Source organism: Rickettsia endosymbiont of Urophora cardui (genome assembly GCF_964030725.1).
Taxonomy (GTDB): domain Bacteria; phylum Pseudomonadota; class Alphaproteobacteria; order Rickettsiales; family Rickettsiaceae; genus Rickettsia.
In genome coordinates, this window is record NZ_CAXIPY010000006.1 from 252,082 (window position 1) to 269,776 (window position 17,695).

Consider the following 17,695-nt stretch of genomic DNA (forward strand, 5'->3'; position numbering starts at 1 on the left):
GTGCTAAAAATCTTAGGTTTTAAAACAACATTTTGATAGTTAGTGATAAAGGTGAAAAATTGTTATCCCGTGGCTTGTTCAATAGTACCGGACAGTTATTGTTCTATGTCATTCCCGCGGAAGCGGGAATCCAGCATAAAGCGAGATAAATCGAGCTTTTATATTCTACTGAAGTTTTGACAAAAATTCTAATTTTTCTGACTAAAGTAAAAATTTATATTTAAAGTTAAATATTTAGTACTTTTATCAGCTTAAAAGCGATATTTCTACAATTTGAAAGTAAATTATTTGATATATAATACAAATTATAGATTGATACACTCGCCACTTTTTTTAATCTCTCAGGGTTTAATGTCCCCCCTACGGGGATAAAAAATCCCTCGCCTTCAGGCGAAGGGAAGATATAATGAAGTTGCTTTAGCAACGAATTTATAAAAAGATATGAGAAGTTATAGAAAAAATAGTCATAGCCAGTATGATTTAAAAGTACATATTATATGGATACCAAAGTATAGAAAAAGAGCATTGGTAGGAAAAGTAGCTGAGAGAGTCAGGGATTTATTAAGACAAATTTGCATGGAACATGAAGCATATATAATTTCAGGTAAAGTATCTTGTGATCATGTTCATATATTTATTTCATACCGTCCTCAAGTGGCTTTAAGTAAGCTTGTACAATATCTAAAAGGGAGTAGCTCAAGAATATTATTGCAAGAATTTGCTCATTTAAGGAAACAATTTTGGGGTAATCATTTTTGGGCTAGAGGATATATGGCAGTGAGTTCAGGTAATATTACTGACGAAATGATACAGCAGTATATTGATGCACAAGAAGGTGAGCCAGTAAATGATGATCGATTTCTAATCGATTCCACTTTATAACCCCTCAGCTTATAGCTGAGGGTTGTTTAGTTCCCCGAAGCTCTGCTTCGTGATATACTACTTGAATGGAAGAAAGCAGTTATATACATAAGAGTCATAATGTCACAGTACTAATATATCATTTAGTAACGCCGGCAAAGTATAGAAGAGTAATATTCAATCAAGAACTAGATGATTATTTGTGTAAAATTTGTGAGCACATAGAAGATCGTTATGAAATTAGATTTTTAGAAATAGGAGTAGATAAAGATCACGTACATTTTTTATTACAGTCAATACCAATGTATAGCCCAACAAAAATAACTCAAATCATAAAAAGTATTACTTCTAAGAAAATGTTTGAGAAATATCCAAATCTTAAAGAACAATTATGGGGAAGTGAGTTTTGGAGTAAAGGATATTTTATGAGCACAGTAGGTAAACATGGTGATGAGCAGAAATTACGTAATTATGTACAGAATCAAGGTTCAGGCAAACCTTCTTATAAAGCATTTCAACAAAAACAGTTAAAGCTTTTTGGATAGATACCTCGTGGCTTTGTTGCATAAATAAGATTTGTAGAGAAAGAGTGGTGATAATCTGGTAAGATGTCCTGAAATGATGCTCCTCGCAGCAGAGCTACGAGGTATCTATCCAAAAAGCTTTAACTGTTTTTGTTGAAATGCTTTATAAGAAGGTTTGCCTGAACCTTGATTCTGTACATAATTACGTAATTTCTGCTCATCACCATGTTTACCTACTGTGCTCATAAAATATCCTTTACTCCAAAACTCACTTCCCCATAATTGTTCTTTAAGATTTGGATATTTCTCAAACATTTTCTTAGAAGTAATACTTTTTATGATTTGAGTTATTTTTGTTGGGCTATACATTGGTATTGACTGTAATAAAAAATGTACGTGATCTTTATCTACTCCTATTTCTAAAAATCTAATTTCATAACGATCTTCTATGTGCTCACAAATTTTACACAAATAATCATCTAGTTCTTGATTGAATATTACTCTTCTATACTTTGCCGGCGTTACTAAATGATATATTAGTACTGTGACATTATGACTCTTATGTATATAACTGCTTTCTTCCATTCAAGTAGTATATCACGAAGCAGAGCTTCGGGGAACTAAACCCTGAGAGATTAAAAATAATCCAGATTATATGAGATCTCGGAAGAAAGCCCCTTTTAGTAAATCACGCAAGTATTCTAAATATAAAATAACGAATTGGTCAGAATATAATAATTTTTTACGCAATAGGGGTCGCATAGATTTTATGATTGCCAGTGATTTGGCGATTGGCTGGTATGCTGATTACAGAGAGGAAATGAAACGAGGAAGACCTAGACGCTATAGTGATCACACTATATTACAGTCAGGAGTTTCGCACTTAGCAAATAATATGCTAATCTAGAGAAAAATAGTTTTAGATAAAAATGACAAGATCAAAATGTAGCAAAGATTTATATAAATCATTCTTACAAGCAAGTAGTGTAAGATATACTAGCAAAGCATTATCTGAAGTAAGTCCATTAGATCTATCGCACGATAGTGCAAGTCGATGGTTAAAGAGTAAGGATTTTCGCCCTAGCGAAATCTATAGCAAAGTGTCAAAATATATTGATCTGGAAGATCCTTGTTTATTAGTGGGAGATGACACCTTATTGTCAAAGCAATACAGTAAGAGGATCGAGCTTGTAAATTATCAATATTCTGGGGCTGTACATGATGTTATACCTGGTATAGGAATGGTAAACTTACTGCATTACAATACTCAAATTGATCAATCTACTCCTGTAGATTATAGAATATATGATAAAGAAACTGATGGTAAAACAAAGAACGAGCATTTTTGTGATATGCTTACTTTAGCTAAAGAAAGAGGTATCAAGCCTGATGCTATAGTTATGGATGCTTGGTATAGTGGTTTGGATAATTTAAAACATATACGTAATTTAGGTTGGATATGGGTTACCAACCTAAGAAAAAATAGAAAAGTTAATCGTAATGTTAGCTTGGAAACTTTAGAGATTCCCGATGAAGGGCTAAAAATTCACCTACGTGGATACGGTTGGGTTACGGTATTTAAGTTTGTGGCAAAAAATGGTCGCATTGATTACATAACAACTAATTTAGAGAATCCTACACGTGAGCAAATAGAGAAAATTGTTAAGGCGCGTTGGTCTATAGAAGTTTATCATCGAGAATTGAAACAAACTTGTGGTATTGAATGCTGTCAGGCACGCACGGGTCGAGCTCAAAGAAATCATATTTGCCTTGCTGTATTGGCCTGGCTTGATATGAACAAAAGGAGGATAAATGAAAACATTACTTTATATCAACAAACTTGGGAAGTTATAAAAACATCAATTCAGAACAACATTAAATGGCTTCTAACTAATACACAATTTTGCTAAGTGCGAAACTCCTGACAGTGTTTGAAGATCAGATGCTTATTCGGTCTTAAGTTACGCCAAACCCAAGGCTTTATAAACTGGCTCTTTGAAATATCGGGTTTCTCTATTAGATGTCCAGACTATACAACATTAAGTAAGCGTATGAAGTCATTAGATTATAATGGACTAAAAAAATTGGACAAAAAAATGAAGGAGTGTGTTTCCGCAATAAGTTAGAATAAATAGCAATAAACTTAAGAGGAAAGATGAAGAAAAATAAAGTAAAAATTTTCAGTGCTTCAGAAAAAACGGGGATAGTATTAGAATTAATAAAAGAGGAGTCGACACTTGGTCAGTTAGCTTCAAAATATGCAATAAGTGTTAAAACAATTCAAAATTGGAAAAAACAGTTTTTAGGTAATGCGGCATTAGCTTTTGAACCAGCTAAAGTTTTGAGTGAATATCAAGAACAAATAAATCATTTACAAGAGCAAAATGATGAGCTTGCTAAAGCTCTTGGTAGAATCACAGTTGAGAGGGACTGGGCCGTGGGAAAGCTCAAAAGCTTGGATTTATCAAATAAAAAGAGTCTTGTACACTCCAAGCTAAATCAACTCTCAAAATCAAGACAGTGTGAACTATTAAAGATTAGTCGATCTACAGCCTACTATAAATCCAAGGAGATGAGTATAAATAAATTAAGTATTTTAAATAGAATAGATGAAATATATACAGATAATCCTGAATTTGGTTATCGCTATATTCATCAACAGTTACTAGAAGATGGTTTTATTGTCGGTAAAGATCGAGTACTGAAATATATGAGGATGATGGGTATAGAAGCTATTTACCCACATAAGAAAAAATCTACTTCTCGAAACGATAGTGAGCATAAGATCTATAGCTACTTACTTGATCAATATTGGACTAAATCTGGCTCAACAAAGCAAGTGTATGTGCCTAATGTGAATGAGGTTTGGAGTGGTGACATTACTTACATTAGAACTAATGGTGGCTTTATGTATATGGCAGCTATTATAGATTGGCATAGCAAGGCCATATTGAGCTATAAACTGTCAAATTCTATGGATGCATCTCTTGTAACTGATGTCTTGAAACAAGCTCTCAGTAAGTATAACGCTCCACAGATATTTAATAGTGATCAAGGTAGCCAATATACCAGTTATGACCACATAAATATTCTCAAGGAGCATGATATCCAAATTTCAATGAATGGCCAAGGTAGAAGTATTGATAATATAGTAATAGAAAGGTTTTTTAGAACTTTAAAATATAATTGTATCTTTATTAATGATTTTAACAATGTTAAAGAGTTAAAAGAGGGGATTGATCATTATCTGAATAAATATAATTATCACAGATTTCATTCAAGTATTGGTTATAAAAAGCCTATGAATGTATATCTGAATTATATGCAAAATTATCAGCAAATTGCTGCCTGATAATCGAAAAATTAGGAAAACATACTACTCATTTTTTTGTCTTGATTTTTCAGTCCACTATCGATCTTAGGTATTTATAGCTAACACGGAAATGTTTCTACCATAGATTAGGAAAAACTTAGGCATTGATCAATAATTTTATGTAAACAGTTTTTAAAGTTAGTCCAGCAATGTTTAATAGGATTTAGATCTGGTGAATATGTGAGTAAATACAAAAACTATGGTAAAAACCTTTTCGCGTTAGCTATACATGGAAATCAAGATAAAGAATTTAGTTGTATTGCAATGGATAGTACAGGGATACAAGCCTACACAGGGAACGAATGGCTAGAAAGTCTATCCGCCAAAAACACTTCAAATCCTGATCATTTGTAATGGGATAGAGTTTTGACAACAAATTGCTAAGATTTTCAATAAAAATTAATAAGTTATGTTAATTTTTACTGATACATTTCTGTGTTGGTCTAATTTTGATATGGAGCTATTGTTAACGATTTTTTATCGTTCATCTAGTTTTTGCATGATGATATTTTTGATTTATGTGGAGTTAGACACGATTTGTAAATGATTTGCAATGCATCGTAAATTCAAACCAATAGCAGAGATTATTGGATTGATAATATCTCCTATCATACCTTTCAAGAAGTTTCTACCCATCCGACCATATTGCTTTAAGTGACCTATTATTGGTTCTATGGCACTGCGTCTCTTGATCATAGACTTGTCCTCTTGTAACAACTTCTTCCGCGTTTTTGGGGTATATACCTTACTCTTCTCCTTTACATTGCTACCACTATACCCAAGATCAACAAATGATTTCTTTATCTTGATTCCAGTGACACTCTCTACTGCTTCAAAGCTCTGATGCAATGTATGACCATCATAAGGATTATTATGAAACGATTTTGCGGATAAAACAAAATTTCTACGACCACTTACTACTACCGCTACTTTATTGCCAAACTCATATGGCTTGTTGCGTTTTCCCTTTCCTATACACTCTACTTCAGGGGCATGAAAACTATATAATACTTTGTTATCTTCTTTATATTGCTTTTTAGCTTCTCTTTTTAAAACAGATTGGTTATGTATTTGTTTTATTTTTTGCAATACTTCTTGATTTTTGAGAGACAAGTTTAATTGCTTATTTTTGATCTCACGCTCACATACTCTAATCAAACGACCCAGTAATATTTTTAAATGCTTCATTATTTTCCAACGCTTCTTGGCTTTACTATGTTCTTTATATTTCCATAGCTTTACTATATCGCGTTTATAGGTTCTAGCGTATGTTTCATTCAAATGTATACCCAAACTGTTGCAAAGCTTTACTATGCTAAGCCTAGCTTTATCCATTAAATAAACATCGTGTGGGTGTTTGATATTCTTAATTTGTACAGTCGTATCAGCGATGATTAATTCCAAATCTTTTTTTTTAATTGTGTTAGTTTTTATCCCAACCCTGATCAACTCCGATAATATCTCATTATATCCAGCTTCACCTAATACACTACGAAACCGTCGTATACTAGTTTCCGAGATAGCTATGTCTTTTTCTATATATTCCCACCCGCAGAAATACTGCCAATACATATTCTCTTTTAGCTCTTCCTCTGATAATGAATCTGAAAAATTATACATTGCTTGTAGCATCGTTATGCCAAGCATCACTCTATGACATTTTCTATTTCTACCAAATTTCTTAATACAAACATTTTTTGATAACCACTCTTCGAGCCTAGACCAATTTATTAATTCTCTTAATTTATATAGCTTATTATTTGGGTTTAATTCTTCTTTTAATTTATAACCAAACAGTTTCCCTTGTTCTTGCGATTTGATAATGTTGTCTATTGGCATTGACTGAAATCCATAAGGTTTATGACCATATTTTATCATTTTCTTACGGATTGTTGTATTACTTCTTGTCTTAAAACCATATTATCTATAAGGCTTGTAGAGTTTTGGCGGACGGACTAGAAAATAAGCATGGTAAGCAATATAAGCGTCGCATATGGAAAAAGCTACATATCGTTATAGAAGATCAAGGGATGATACTTGCCGATAGTACCACAGAGCATACTATAGACCTGAATTCTGGATTAATCTAGGTTTGGAAGTCAGTATTTACAAGGGATAGAAGATACTCTATATAATTTTTAGCAAAAAAACAAGAGTATCCCCATGAAGAAAGATATTACTGCATTATTTTGTTTTGTCGATGATTTTTGTAAAATTAGCGAGTCTATCCGCCAAAAACACTTCAAATCCTGATCATTTGTAATGGGATAGAGTTTTGACAACAAATTGCTAAGATTTTCAATAAAAATTAATAAGTTATGTTAATTTTTACTGATACATTTCTGTGTTGGTCTAATTTTGATATGGAGCTATTGTTAACGATTTTTTATCGTTCATCTAGTTTTTGCATGATGATATTTTTGATTTATGTGGAGTTAGACACGATTTGTAAATGATTTGCAATGCATCGTAAATTCAAACCAATAGCAGAGATTATTGGATTGATAATATCTCCTATCATACCTTTCAAGAAGTTTCTACCCATCCGACCATATTGCTTTAAGTGACCTATTATTGGTTCTATGGCACTGCGTCTCTTGATCATAGACTTGTCCTCTTGTAACAACTTCTTCCGCGTTTTTGGGGTATATACCTTACTCTTCTCCTTTACATTGCTACCACTATACCCAAGATCAACAAATGATTTCTTTATCTTGATTCCAGTGACACTCTCTACTGCTTCAAAGCTCTGATGCAATGTATGACCATCATAAGGATTATTATGAAACGATTTTGCGGATAAAACAAAATTTCTACGACCACTTACTACTACCGCTACTTTATTGCCAAACTCATATGGCTTGTTGCGTTTTCCCTTTCCTATACACTCTACTTCAGGGGCATGAAAACTATATAATACTTTGTTATCTTCTTTATATTGCTTTTTAGCTTCTCTTTTTAAAACAGATTGGTTATGTATTTGTTTTATTTTTTGCAATACTTCTTGATTTTTGAGAGACAAGTTTAATTGCTTATTTTTGATCTCACGCTCACATACTCTAATCAAACGACCCAGTAATATTTTTAAATGCTTCATTATTTTCCAACGCTTCTTGGCTTTACTATGTTCTTTATATTTCCATAGCTTTACTATATCGCGTTTATAGGTTCTAGCGTATGTTTCATTCAAATGTATACCCAAACTGTTGCAAAGCTTTACTATGCTAAGCCTAGCTTTATCCATTAAATAAACATCGTGTGGGTGTTTGATATTCTTAATTTGTACAGTCGTATCAGCGATGATTAATTCCAAATCTTTTTTTTTAATTGTGTTAGTTTTTATCCCAACCCTGATCAACTCCGATAATATCTCATTATATCCAGCTTCACCTAATACACTACGAAACCGTCGTATACTAGTTTCCGAGATAGCTATGTCTTTTTCTATATATTCCCACCCGCAGAAATACTGCCAATACATATTCTCTTTTAGCTCTTCCTCTGATAATGAATCTGAAAAATTATACATTGCTTGTAGCATCGTTATGCCAAGCATCACTCTATGACATTTTCTATTTCTACCAAATTTCTTAATACAAACATTTTTTGATAACCACTCTTCGAGCCTAGACCAATTTATTAATTCTCTTAATTTATATAGCTTATTATTTGGGTTTAATTCTTCTTTTAATTTATAACCAAACAGTTTCCCTTGTTCTTGCGATTTGATAATGTTGTCTATTGGCATTGACTGAAATCCATAAGGTTTATGACCATATTTTATCATTTTCTTACGGATTGTTGTATTACTTCTTGTCTTAAAACCATATTATCTATAAGGCTTGTAGAGTTTTGGCGGACGGACTAGCGAGCAGTGGATTAATCGGCTCTGTCTCATCAATTGTGTAAATTTCGTGAACCATTAAATTCTACCATCAAATTTGATCATAAAATGAGCCATAGCTTCATTCCAATTGGGGATAGGCATAGACCATTTTTTGGTAATATAATCAATTGTCAGATATAAAACTTTAAATACTGCGTCATCATTTGGAAAGATGCGTTTATTCTTAGTAACTTTTCTCAATTGGCTATTCAGCGATTCTATCGCATTTGTAGTGTAAATAATCTTACGAATCTCCTTTGGATATTGCAAGAAAATTATCAAATTATCCCAATTATTATACCAAGATTTAGCTATATGCGGATATTGCTTACTCCATTTTTGATCAAATGACTCAAGAGCTAATTCTGCTTCTTTTTCAGTAGCAGAAGTATAGATTAGTTTCAAATCCGCTGCTAATTGCTTTCTATCTTTATATGATACATATTTGAGGCTATTCCTGATCTGATGGACAATACAAATTTGATGTTCAGTTTTCGGATATACTGATGCAATAGCATCAGACATACCAGTTAGATTATCACTACAAGCAATTAAGATATCTTTTACTCCTCGATTCTTCATTTCAGTAAAATTACCAAGCCAAAATTTAGCTCCTTCATTCTCACTTATCCATAAGCCTAAAATATCCTTTCTGCCAGATAAATCTATTCCTAAAGCTACATATACTGATTTATTAATAATAAGTTTAGCTTGTCTTACTTTCACTACTAAACAGTCAAAATATACTATAGGGTATACTGACTCAAGAGGTCTACTCTGCCAAATCTTGACCTCATCTATTACTTCATCTGTAATCCTGCTGATTAGGCTCTCACTGATCTCAGCTCCATATAATTCTTGCAATTGTGTTTTAATATCAGACACACTCATACCCTTCGCATATAAGGATATTATCTTTTGGTCTAAGCCATCTATTCTTGTTTGTTTCTTTGAGACTATTATAGGTTCAAATTTACCTTGTCTGTCTCTTGGAACATTTATCTCTATAGTACCATTCTCACTAATCAGATTCTTACTAAAACTACCATTCCTCGCATTCTCAGTTTCAGCTCTATCATACTTGCTATAACCTAAATGTTCTGACATCTCAGCATGCAGTGCTCGCTCTAAAATACCCTTGGTTAATTCCTTAATTAATCCATTCTGACTTAGTACTGTTTTTAAATCTACTCCGCCTTCTATCAGCAAATCTATTGCTTCATTTATTTTTTTATTCTTCTCTATTTGCATTTCTGTTACCTATATTTTTAATTACTTCTAATATAGGCTCAACAAAAATTTACACAATCATTGCAAAAGACTCGATTAATCTCTCAGGGTTTAATTCCCCGAAGCTCTGCTTCGTGATATCATAAGAAACAACTAAAACTTTTTTAGATACCTCGTAGCTCTGCTGCGAGGAGCATCATTACACTACGCATTTCATAACGTTCAGCTAATAAGGTAAATAAAACATCAGTTTCTTCACGATTATATGGTACATATGATATATCATCAATTATCAATATTTCAAAATAATCGAATTTTTTAATAATTTGCTTAAGTTTTAAACTAAGCTTTGCTTCTAGTAATTGTTGAACCAAATTAGCTGCTGTTGTATATAATACACGTCTACCAGCAAGACACCACTCACGTGTGACTAACGAATATTAGAATTACCCTCAACGAACATTAAAATTACCTATAAAAAAGAAGTAACTATGGACAGTAAAATCGAATAAAAATTTATTTTTAAATATTTAAATATTATTCGAGAATTACTGATGACATGTACAAATGGTAAATTCCAGTATTAATTAAGCCAGATTTATATTTTCTTCCCATACCTCATTGGGTGTTTTATAACCGAGCACTTTTCTTGGTAAATTATTTAAAAAATCCTCAATTTCTTGTAATTGCTTTATTGTTAATTTTTTTATATCTAAAGATTTAGAGTATACTCTGTGCACCATTGAGTTAATCTTCTCTATCAATGGTTTTTGCCATGGAGAATAAGGATTGCAAAAATATACTTTTCGTTCAGATTTTGGCAATAGTTGTTCATGATTGGTAAATTCTTTGCCATTATCTAACGTTATGCTTTTGATTATATGCGACAATTGTTTAAGTTTTTTATTCATGTTACCAATCACATCTTGTGTTCTTTTTGAACGGTTTAAAGTGAGAAACACTTTTTGTGTTCTGATATCCACAAGAGCGCCTATATTACGACTTTGATTACCTTTGTTAAAAGTTAAATCACCTTCTAAATGACCTATTGCTGCTATCTTTCTATTTATCTCTGGTCTTTCAGTAATGGAAACTCGATTTGGTATTGTAATTCTTTTGTTTCTGATTCTTGTACCATGATGCAACCTATTTTTCCTTTTTCTTGCTAAAGATAAATATAATTTTTGCCTTTGTGCTATAGGAGATGTATAAATAAACTGGTATATACTCTCTGTAGAAATATTGACAGTATCTCGTGATAGTTTACGTCTACCTGAAATTATATCTGGTGAAATACCCTGTGTTAACTGCTTTATTATTTCTGCTCGTAAATTATTATCAATATCTAATTTTCTTTTTCTCTTACCTTGCCTTAAACTGCAAGCAAGTGTGTTAGCCCTATCTGGTCTATAATTATGCCTCATTCTCTTGAGTTCATAACATATAGTGCTTTTATCACGGCCAATCTTTGTCCCTATATATCGCGAGCTATAACCACTCTTATTCATTTCGTATATTTTAAATCTTTCATCTATCGTTAAATGAGCCATGATATATCTATATTTAAATGATGCTCCTCGCAGCAGAGCTACGAGGTATCTAAAAAAGTTTTAGTTGTTTCTTATGATATCACGAAGCAGAGCTTCGGGGAATTAAACCCTGAGAGATTAAAAATTGATTATATCTGGCTTAATTAATTATAGAACTTTCCCTAGAATCAGCACCGGAGTTGCAAGCAACTACCATATTAGCATATTTGACAGAAAAGTATCATGGGAATTATAATGGGAAGCAATTACGCTGTTTGCAGAAAAGGTTGAAACAATGGAGAGCTGCACATGGTAAGGATAAGACATTAATCTTTTTACAAAATATTCTTCCTGGCAAACAGAGTCAGTCTGATTGGACCAATATGAATCAATTGGGTATTTGTATTGGTGGGCAACCATATCCTCACTTACTATTTCATTTTATGTTGCCTTATTCATGTTGGGAAACTTTTAGCATATGCCATAGTGAAAGTTTTGATACATTAGCATCAGGGTTTGAAAAAGCTGTATGGGAGTTAGGTGGAGTTTTACCAGAGCATCGTACAGATAATTTAAGTGCAGCTACCAAGCAATGTGGTAATAGTAGACAATTTACAGAAAGATGGCAAGAATTGCTTGGTTATTACAATGTTGCACCATCGCGAAATAATCCAGGCGTCAGTCATGAAAATGGTTCTGTTGAAAAAAGTCATGATACATTTAAGCAAGCAGTGAATCAACATCTGCTATTACGTGGATCACGTAATTTTGTTGATTTAAAAGCTTATGAATTATTCCTTACACAAATTAAAGAAAAGCGAAATAGCTGTAGAAAAGAAAAATTAGCTGAAGAATTAGTTCATTTAAAAGAGTTACCAATCAGGAAATGGAATGCACCTACAATATCAGGAGTTTCGCACTTAGCAAAGTTGCGAATCAGTTAAAAGCCATCTGATATTGTTTTGAATTGATGTTTTTATAACTTCCCAAGTGTGTTGATATAAAGTAATGTTTTCATTTATCCTCCTTTTATTCATATCAAGCCAGGCAAATACTGCAAGGCAAATATGATTTCTTTGAGCTCGGCCCGTGCGTGCCTGACAGCGTTCAATACCACAAGTTTGTTTTAATTCTCGATGATAAACCTCTATAGACCAACGTGCCTTAACAATTTTCTCTATTTGCTCACGTGTGGGATTTTCCAAGTTCGTTGTTATGTAATCAATGCGACCATTCTTTGCCACAAACTTAAATACCGTAACCCAACCGTATCCACGTAGGTGAATTTTTAGCCCCTCATCGGGTATCTCTAAACTTTCCAAGCTAACATTATGATTAACTTTTCTATTTTTCCTTAGGGTGGTAACCCATAGCCAGCCTAAATTACGTATATGTTTTAAATTCTCCAACCCGCTATACCAAGCATCCATGACTATGGCATCAGGATTGAGACCTCTTTCTTTAGCTAAAGTAAGCATATCACAAAAATGCTCATTCTTTGTTTTACCATCAGTGTCTTTATCATATATTCTATAATCTACGGGAGTAGATTGAGCAATTTTAGTATTGTAATGTAGTAAGTTTACCATTCCTATACCAGGTATAACATCATGTACAGCTCCAGAATATTGATAACGTACAAGCTCAATCTTCTGACTGTATTGCTTTGATAATAAGGTGTCATCCCCCACTAATAAACACGGTGCTTCCCAATCTATATATTTTGACACTTCCTTATAGATTTCGCTAGGACGAAAATCCTTACTCTTTAACCATCGACTTGCACTATCGTGAGATAGATCTACTGGACTCACTTCAGATAATGCCTTGCTAGTATATCTGACACTACTTGCTTGTAAAAATGATTTATATAAGTCCTTGCTACATTGTGTTCTTGTCATTTTTATCTAAAACTATTTTTCTCTAGATTAACATACTTTTTGCTAAGTGCGAAACTCCTGAATATTATCAGTACGTGTTAATCCAAGCAGTACAGTTAGTATTTTATCTGTAGCTTATTCTGTGCCTAGTCGCTTAATAGGTTATACTTTAAAAGCTTATATTTATTCTGAAGAAATAGAGCTTTACTATGGTAACAAATGTTTACAAAAAATGTCTAGAATCAGCAATGGCTATGTTATTGATTATAGACATATTATTGATAGTTTAGTACGTAAACCTGGAGCATTTGTTCAATATCAATATTATGAAGCTTTATTCCCACGTGCTATATTTCGTCAGGTATATGACCAGCTTATCTCTATATATCCATATAAAGGGCATAAAATATATCTTAAAATATTACAATTAGCAAAAATGTATGGAGAATTGAATGTAGTTACTGCATTAGAAGTGCTATAGCTAACACGGAAATGTTTCTACCACAGATTAGGAAAAACTTAGGCATTGATCAATAATTTTATGTAAACAGTTTTTAAAGTTAGTCCAGCAATGTTTAATAGGATTTAGATCTGGTGAATATGTGAGTAAATACAAAAACTATGGTAAAAATCTTTTCGCGTTAGCTATATTAGAAAAGAAGATTGAGCCAATAATTGATCATATTACAGATTTACTAAATAGCCAGACTCAAACTGTTTGTTCAGTAAAAATTAATCAACCAATACTGTCTGAATATGATCAATTACATTGCTTTAAAACAATGGAGGTTGCATGAGTAAACAGATAATAACTCCGCAACCGCTAAATAATTTACTCAAGAACCTTTGCTTACCTACTTTTGCATCGTGCTATAAATCAGTTGCAGAAAGCTTTGAGCAAGAAAAGAAAACATATATAGATTATCTACAGGAGTTAGCCATACGTGAGTTAGAACATAGACAACAACAACGTATTGCCAGATTGCTGAAGCAAGCAAAACTCTCTCGAGATAAGTTATTAAGCAACTTTGATATTAAGCGTATCCCAGGATTATCGCCAACTAAGATCCAATATCTTGCACAAGGAGAATTTATGGATCGCTATGAAAATATACTTATTTTTGGTAATCCTGGCACTGGCAAAAGTCATCTTAGTATAGGTTTAGCACGTGAGTGGTGTCTTGCTGGTAGACGTGTATTATATACAACAGCAGCTAATTTGGTTCAACAATTACTAGAAGCAAAGCTTAGTTTAAAACTTAAGCAAATTATTAAAAAATTCGATTATTTTGAAATATTGATAATTGATGATATATCATATGTACCATATAATCGTGAAGAAACTGATGTTTTATTTACCTTATTAGCTGAACGTTATGAAATGCGTAGTGTATTAATTACTAGCAATTTAGTTTTTGCAAAATGGAAGAGTCTTTTGCAATGATTGTGTAAATTTTTGTTGAGCCTATATTAGAAGTAATTAAAAATATAGGTAACAGAAATGCAAATAGAGAAGAATAAAAAAATAAATGAAGCAATAGATTTGCTGATAGAAGGCGGAGTAGATTTAAAAACAGTACTAAGTCAGAATGGATTAATTAAGGAATTAACCAAGGGTATTTTAGAGCGAGCACTGCATGCTGAGATGTCAGAACATTTAGGTTGTAGAAGTCAAGATTTGATCTTACAGACACTATAAATTTCGTACCTGATTGTCAGTTAAATTTTGACTGTCAGATACATATTCGCGATACAAGATTTCATTATTCTTTTCAACAGCTAATTTCTTACTATCCTTAAAAGTTTGCATAGGAGTTTTACCATAACAATATTTACCAGAATGAGGTCTTTCATTATTGAAATACTCTAGCCAGATATCAAGATCTAATTGTAGGTCATCAAGATTTGTATAAATCTTTTTCCGCATAGCTGTATCAAAGAATTCTTGTTTCATTGTTTTATTAAAACGCTCACACATACCGTTTGTTTGAGGAGAATATGCTTTAGTAGTAGTATGCTCTATACCTTCGATACTTAGAAATAATTCAAAAGCATGATGCTCTATATTCCCCTTATATTCTGACCCACGATCTGTAAGAATACGAAGTATTGGTATCCCTTGAGTCTCATACCATGGTAACACTCGGTCATTAAGCATATCAGCAGCAGTTAAAGCTGTTTTATCAGTATATAGTTTAACATCAGCTACTCTGCTGTAGCTATCAATAAATACCTGAGAATAAACCTTACCTATACCCTTAAAGTTGCCTACATAATATGTATCTTGGCATCCTAGATACCCTGGATGCTGTGTCTCAATTTCTCCATGAGCTTCTTTTTCATTACGACGCTTCTCTAGCACTTGTAATTGTGCCTCAGTAAGCACAATACCATCTTGAGCCATTTTTGCTTCTAATGCTTTAAGTCTTTTACTGATGTTGTTTAAATCATTACGTAACCAAATTGATCTTACTCCCCCAGGTGATACAAGTACACCAGTTTTTTTAAGCTCATTTGATACTCTTAGCTGACCATATGCTGGATATTCTATTGCCATATCTAGTACTGCTTTCTCTACAGCAGGATCAACTCTATTCGCTATTATTGGCTTTCTTCGACTAATTTCATACAACGCTTCTTCGCCACCAGTTTCATACAGTTCTTTAAATCTGTAATAACTATCTCTACTATATCCCATCGCTTTACATGCTGATGATATACTACCAAGGCTCTTAGCTAATTCAAGTAAACCTAATTTTGGTTTTATTATTTTTTGATTTAAGTTCATTCTTTATCTCCATTTAATAATTAATTTATTTTACTAAATGTAAGATATAATCTCAACTATTACACCTTATATGCGAAGGGTATGAGTGTGTCTGATATTAAAACACAATTGCAAGAATTATATGGAGCTGAGATCAGTGAGAGCCTAATCAGCAGGATTACAGATGAAGTAATAGATGAGGTCAAGATTTGGCAGAGTAGACCTCTTGAATCAGTATACCCTATAGTATATTTTGACTGTTTAGTAGTGAAAGTAAGACAAGATAAACTTATTATTAATAAATCAGTATATGTAGCTTTAGGAATAGATTTATCTGGCAGAAAGGATATTTTAGGCTTATGGATAAGTGAGAATGAAGGAGCTAAATTTTGGCTTGGTAATTTTACTGAAATGAAGAATCGAGGAGTAAAAGATATCTTAATTGCTTGTAGTGATAATCTAACTGGTATGTCTGATGCTATTGCATCAGTATATCCGAAAACTGAACATCAAATTTGTATTGTCCATCAGATCAGGAATAGCCTCAAATATGTATCATATAAAGATAGAAAGCAATTAGCAGCGGATTTGAAACTAATCTATACTTCTGCTACTGAAAAAGAAGCAGAATTAGCTCTTGAGTCATTTGATCAAAAATGGAGTAAGCAATATCCGCATATAGCTAAATCTTGGTATAATAATTGGGATAATTTGATAATTTTCTTGCAATATCCAAAGGAGATTCGTAAGATTATTTACACTACAAATGCGATAGAATCGCTGAATAGCCAATTGAGAAAAGTTACTAAGAATAAACGCATCTTTCCAAATGATGACGCAGTATTTAAAGTTTTATATCTGACAATTGATTATATTACCAAAAAATGGTCTATGCCTATCCCCAATTGGAATGAAGCTATGGCTCATTTTATGATCAAATTTGATGGTAGAATTTAATGGTTCACGAAATTTACACAATTGATGAGACAGAGCCAAATGGAATACTATTTTTAAAGATGAAATGACTACGTCAGCAGTTATTGACAGATTGGTTCACCATTCTTCAATTCTTGAACTCAATACTGAAAGTTATAGAATCGCTACAGCTAAAGGCAAAAAATTAACTATAAAATCGGAGGATAATAATGTAACACTTTAGACAATATTTTTTACTCAAAAATGGGTAATTTTAATATTCGTCATGGGTAATTCTAATGTTCGTTCATCAGCCACGGGGAATTTAACCCAACAGGGATTAAAAAAATCTATCATAACTCAACATTAATCTCCTTTAAACCCTTTATCTATAAGCTTTCTATCTATCCCTTATCCTAAATTAGCGTTCGTAAGATTATTTACACTACAAATGCGATAGAATCGCTGAATAGCCAATTGAGAAAAGTTACTAAGAATAAACGCATCTTTCCAAATGATGACGCAGTATTTAAGGTTTTATATCTGACAATTGATTATATTACCAAAAAATGGTCTATGCCTATCCCCAATTGGAATGAAGCTATGGCTCATTTTATGATCAAATTTGATGGTAGAATTTAATGGTTCACGAAATTTACACAATTGATGAGACAGAGCCACCTCGTAGCTCTGCTGCGAGGAGCATCATTTACTTCTAATATAGGCTCAA

20 protein-coding genes and 5 pseudogenes are annotated in these 17,695 nt (G+C 32.6%); 17 read left to right on the top strand and 8 right to left on the bottom strand.

Annotated elements, in window-relative coordinates:
• Nucleotides 1–441 precede the first annotated feature (441 nt).
• Both tnpA (AAHI98_RS08950) and tnpA (AAHI98_RS08955) read left to right on the top strand, forming a co-directional pair.
• Nucleotides 442–882 carry an IS200/IS605 family transposase gene (gene tnpA, locus AAHI98_RS08950; RefSeq protein WP_342225685.1) on the top strand — a complete coding sequence of 147 codons (441 nt, stop codon included), beginning with the start codon at nucleotides 442–444 and terminating at the stop codon, nucleotides 880–882.
• Nucleotides 883–947: 65 nt separating this feature from the next.
• Complete coding sequence (tnpA, locus tag AAHI98_RS08955) at nucleotides 948–1,406, top strand: IS200/IS605 family transposase (protein WP_342225686.1); 459 nt, start codon at nucleotides 948–950, stop codon at nucleotides 1,404–1,406.
• Nucleotides 1,407–1,511: 105 nt separating this feature from the next.
• Here tnpA (AAHI98_RS08955) and tnpA (AAHI98_RS08960) read toward each other — a convergent pair whose 3' ends face one another.
• The gene (tnpA, locus tag AAHI98_RS08960; RefSeq protein WP_342225686.1) at nucleotides 1,512–1,970 is read right to left on the bottom strand and encodes an IS200/IS605 family transposase; all 459 of its coding nucleotides are present in this window, start codon (nucleotides 1,968–1,970) and stop codon (nucleotides 1,512–1,514) included.
• Between the two features lie 70 nt (nucleotides 1,971–2,040).
• Here tnpA (AAHI98_RS08960) and AAHI98_RS08965 point away from each other — a divergent pair, with 70 nt between their 5' ends.
• The 5 genes from AAHI98_RS08965 (at nucleotide 2,041) to AAHI98_RS08980 (ending at nucleotide 5,112) form a co-directional block, all read left to right on the top strand.
• Nucleotides 2,041–2,292, top strand: coding sequence for a hypothetical protein (locus AAHI98_RS08965; protein ID WP_342225687.1), 252 nt, complete (start codon nucleotides 2,041–2,043; stop codon nucleotides 2,290–2,292).
• 22 nt (nucleotides 2,293–2,314) lie between these two features.
• Nucleotides 2,315–3,295, top strand: coding sequence for an IS701 family transposase (locus AAHI98_RS08970; protein ID WP_342224656.1), 981 nt, complete (start codon nucleotides 2,315–2,317; stop codon nucleotides 3,293–3,295).
• Between the two features lie 21 nt (nucleotides 3,296–3,316).
• On the top strand, nucleotides 3,317–3,511 hold the full coding sequence (locus AAHI98_RS18145; protein ID WP_410526227.1) for a transposase: 195 nt from the start codon (nucleotides 3,317–3,319) through the stop codon (nucleotides 3,509–3,511).
• A 29-nt stretch (nucleotides 3,512–3,540) separates the two neighbouring features.
• Nucleotides 3,541–4,737, top strand: a complete 1,197-nt coding sequence (locus tag AAHI98_RS08975; RefSeq protein WP_342224752.1) for an IS3 family transposase — start codon at nucleotides 3,541–3,543, stop codon at nucleotides 4,735–4,737.
• 201 nt (nucleotides 4,738–4,938) lie between these two features.
• Nucleotides 4,939–5,112 (top strand): hypothetical protein, encoded by a 174-nt coding sequence (locus AAHI98_RS08980; protein ID WP_342225688.1) that lies wholly within the window; start codon nucleotides 4,939–4,941, stop codon nucleotides 5,110–5,112.
• Between the two features lie 162 nt (nucleotides 5,113–5,274).
• Here AAHI98_RS08980 and AAHI98_RS08985 read toward each other — a convergent pair whose 3' ends face one another.
• Entirely contained in the window at nucleotides 5,275–6,636 is a 1,362-nt protein-coding gene (locus AAHI98_RS08985; RefSeq protein WP_342224717.1) for an IS5 family transposase, read from the bottom strand.
• Nucleotides 6,637–6,701: 65 nt separating this feature from the next.
• Between AAHI98_RS08985 and AAHI98_RS08990 the strand changes: the two genes are divergently transcribed.
• Nucleotides 6,702–6,848: a hypothetical protein gene (locus tag AAHI98_RS08990; RefSeq protein ID WP_342225689.1), complete on the top strand. Its 147-nt coding sequence runs from the start codon at nucleotides 6,702–6,704 to the stop codon at nucleotides 6,846–6,848.
• A gap of 335 nt (nucleotides 6,849–7,183) precedes the next feature.
• Here AAHI98_RS08990 and AAHI98_RS08995 read toward each other — a convergent pair whose 3' ends face one another.
• From AAHI98_RS08995 to AAHI98_RS09010, 4 genes and pseudogenes are all read right to left on the bottom strand, one after another.
• Complete coding sequence (locus AAHI98_RS08995) at nucleotides 7,184–8,545, bottom strand: IS5 family transposase (RefSeq protein WP_342224717.1); 1,362 nt, start codon at nucleotides 8,543–8,545, stop codon at nucleotides 7,184–7,186.
• A gap of 135 nt (nucleotides 8,546–8,680) precedes the next feature.
• The gene (locus tag AAHI98_RS09000) at nucleotides 8,681–9,895 is read right to left on the bottom strand and encodes an IS256 family transposase (RefSeq protein WP_342225690.1); all 1,215 of its coding nucleotides are present in this window, start codon (nucleotides 9,893–9,895) and stop codon (nucleotides 8,681–8,683) included.
• Nucleotides 9,896–10,038: 143 nt separating this feature from the next.
• Nucleotides 10,039–10,284, bottom strand: a pseudogene (locus AAHI98_RS09005) (ATP-binding protein); the annotation flags it as partial.
• A 177-nt stretch (nucleotides 10,285–10,461) separates the two neighbouring features.
• The gene (locus tag AAHI98_RS09010; protein ID WP_342224646.1) at nucleotides 10,462–11,424 is read right to left on the bottom strand and encodes an IS30 family transposase; all 963 of its coding nucleotides are present in this window, start codon (nucleotides 11,422–11,424) and stop codon (nucleotides 10,462–10,464) included.
• A 206-nt stretch (nucleotides 11,425–11,630) separates the two neighbouring features.
• Between AAHI98_RS09010 and AAHI98_RS09015 the strand changes: the two genes are divergently transcribed.
• Nucleotides 11,631–12,347, top strand: coding sequence for a hypothetical protein (locus tag AAHI98_RS09015; protein ID WP_342225691.1), 717 nt, complete (start codon nucleotides 11,631–11,633; stop codon nucleotides 12,345–12,347).
• On the opposite strand, the gene AAHI98_RS09020 is transcribed toward AAHI98_RS09015, so the two are convergent.
• On the bottom strand, nucleotides 12,324–13,304 hold the full coding sequence (locus tag AAHI98_RS09020; RefSeq protein WP_342224856.1) for an IS701 family transposase: 981 nt from the start codon (nucleotides 13,302–13,304) through the stop codon (nucleotides 12,324–12,326). The two genes, AAHI98_RS09015 and AAHI98_RS09020, sit on opposite strands and share 24 nt — an antisense overlap.
• Nucleotides 13,305–13,365: 61 nt before the next feature.
• Between AAHI98_RS09020 and AAHI98_RS18150 the strand changes: the two are divergent.
• From AAHI98_RS18150 to AAHI98_RS09040, 5 genes and pseudogenes are all read left to right on the top strand, one after another.
• Nucleotides 13,366–13,500, top strand: a pseudogene (locus tag AAHI98_RS18150) (Mu transposase domain-containing protein); the annotation flags it as partial.
• A 15-nt stretch (nucleotides 13,501–13,515) separates the two neighbouring features.
• Nucleotides 13,516–13,764, top strand: a complete 249-nt coding sequence (locus AAHI98_RS09025) for a hypothetical protein (protein ID WP_342225692.1) — start codon at nucleotides 13,516–13,518, stop codon at nucleotides 13,762–13,764.
• 121 nt (nucleotides 13,765–13,885) lie between these two features.
• Nucleotides 13,886–14,080, top strand: a complete 195-nt coding sequence (locus AAHI98_RS09030) for a hypothetical protein (RefSeq protein WP_342225693.1) — start codon at nucleotides 13,886–13,888, stop codon at nucleotides 14,078–14,080.
• Nucleotides 14,077–14,727 (top strand): IS21-like element helper ATPase IstB, encoded by a 651-nt coding sequence (gene istB, locus AAHI98_RS09035; protein WP_342225694.1) that lies wholly within the window; start codon nucleotides 14,077–14,079, stop codon nucleotides 14,725–14,727. The genes AAHI98_RS09030 and istB overlap by 4 nt, the downstream gene beginning before the upstream one ends.
• Nucleotides 14,728–14,784: 57 nt before the next feature.
• Nucleotides 14,785–14,982: a hypothetical protein gene (locus AAHI98_RS09040; protein ID WP_342225695.1), complete on the top strand. Its 198-nt coding sequence runs from the start codon at nucleotides 14,785–14,787 to the stop codon at nucleotides 14,980–14,982.
• Here the strand turns inward: AAHI98_RS09040 and AAHI98_RS09045 are convergent.
• Entirely contained in the window at nucleotides 14,977–16,071 is a 1,095-nt protein-coding gene (locus tag AAHI98_RS09045) for an IS481 family transposase (protein WP_342225696.1), read from the bottom strand. The two genes, AAHI98_RS09040 and AAHI98_RS09045, sit on opposite strands and share 6 nt — an antisense overlap.
• A gap of 63 nt (nucleotides 16,072–16,134) precedes the next feature.
• Here AAHI98_RS09045 and AAHI98_RS09050 point away from each other — a divergent pair.
• From AAHI98_RS09050 to AAHI98_RS09060, 3 pseudogenes are all read left to right on the top strand, one after another.
• Nucleotides 16,135–17,007: pseudogene (locus tag AAHI98_RS09050) on the top strand (IS256 family transposase); the annotation flags it as partial.
• Nucleotides 17,008–17,053: 46 nt separating this feature from the next.
• Nucleotides 17,054–17,209: pseudogene (locus tag AAHI98_RS09055) on the top strand (ATP-binding protein); the annotation flags it as partial.
• A 182-nt stretch (nucleotides 17,210–17,391) separates the two neighbouring features.
• A pseudogene (locus tag AAHI98_RS09060) lies at nucleotides 17,392–17,607 on the top strand (transposase); the annotation flags it as partial.
• Nucleotides 17,608–17,695 lie beyond the last annotated feature (88 nt).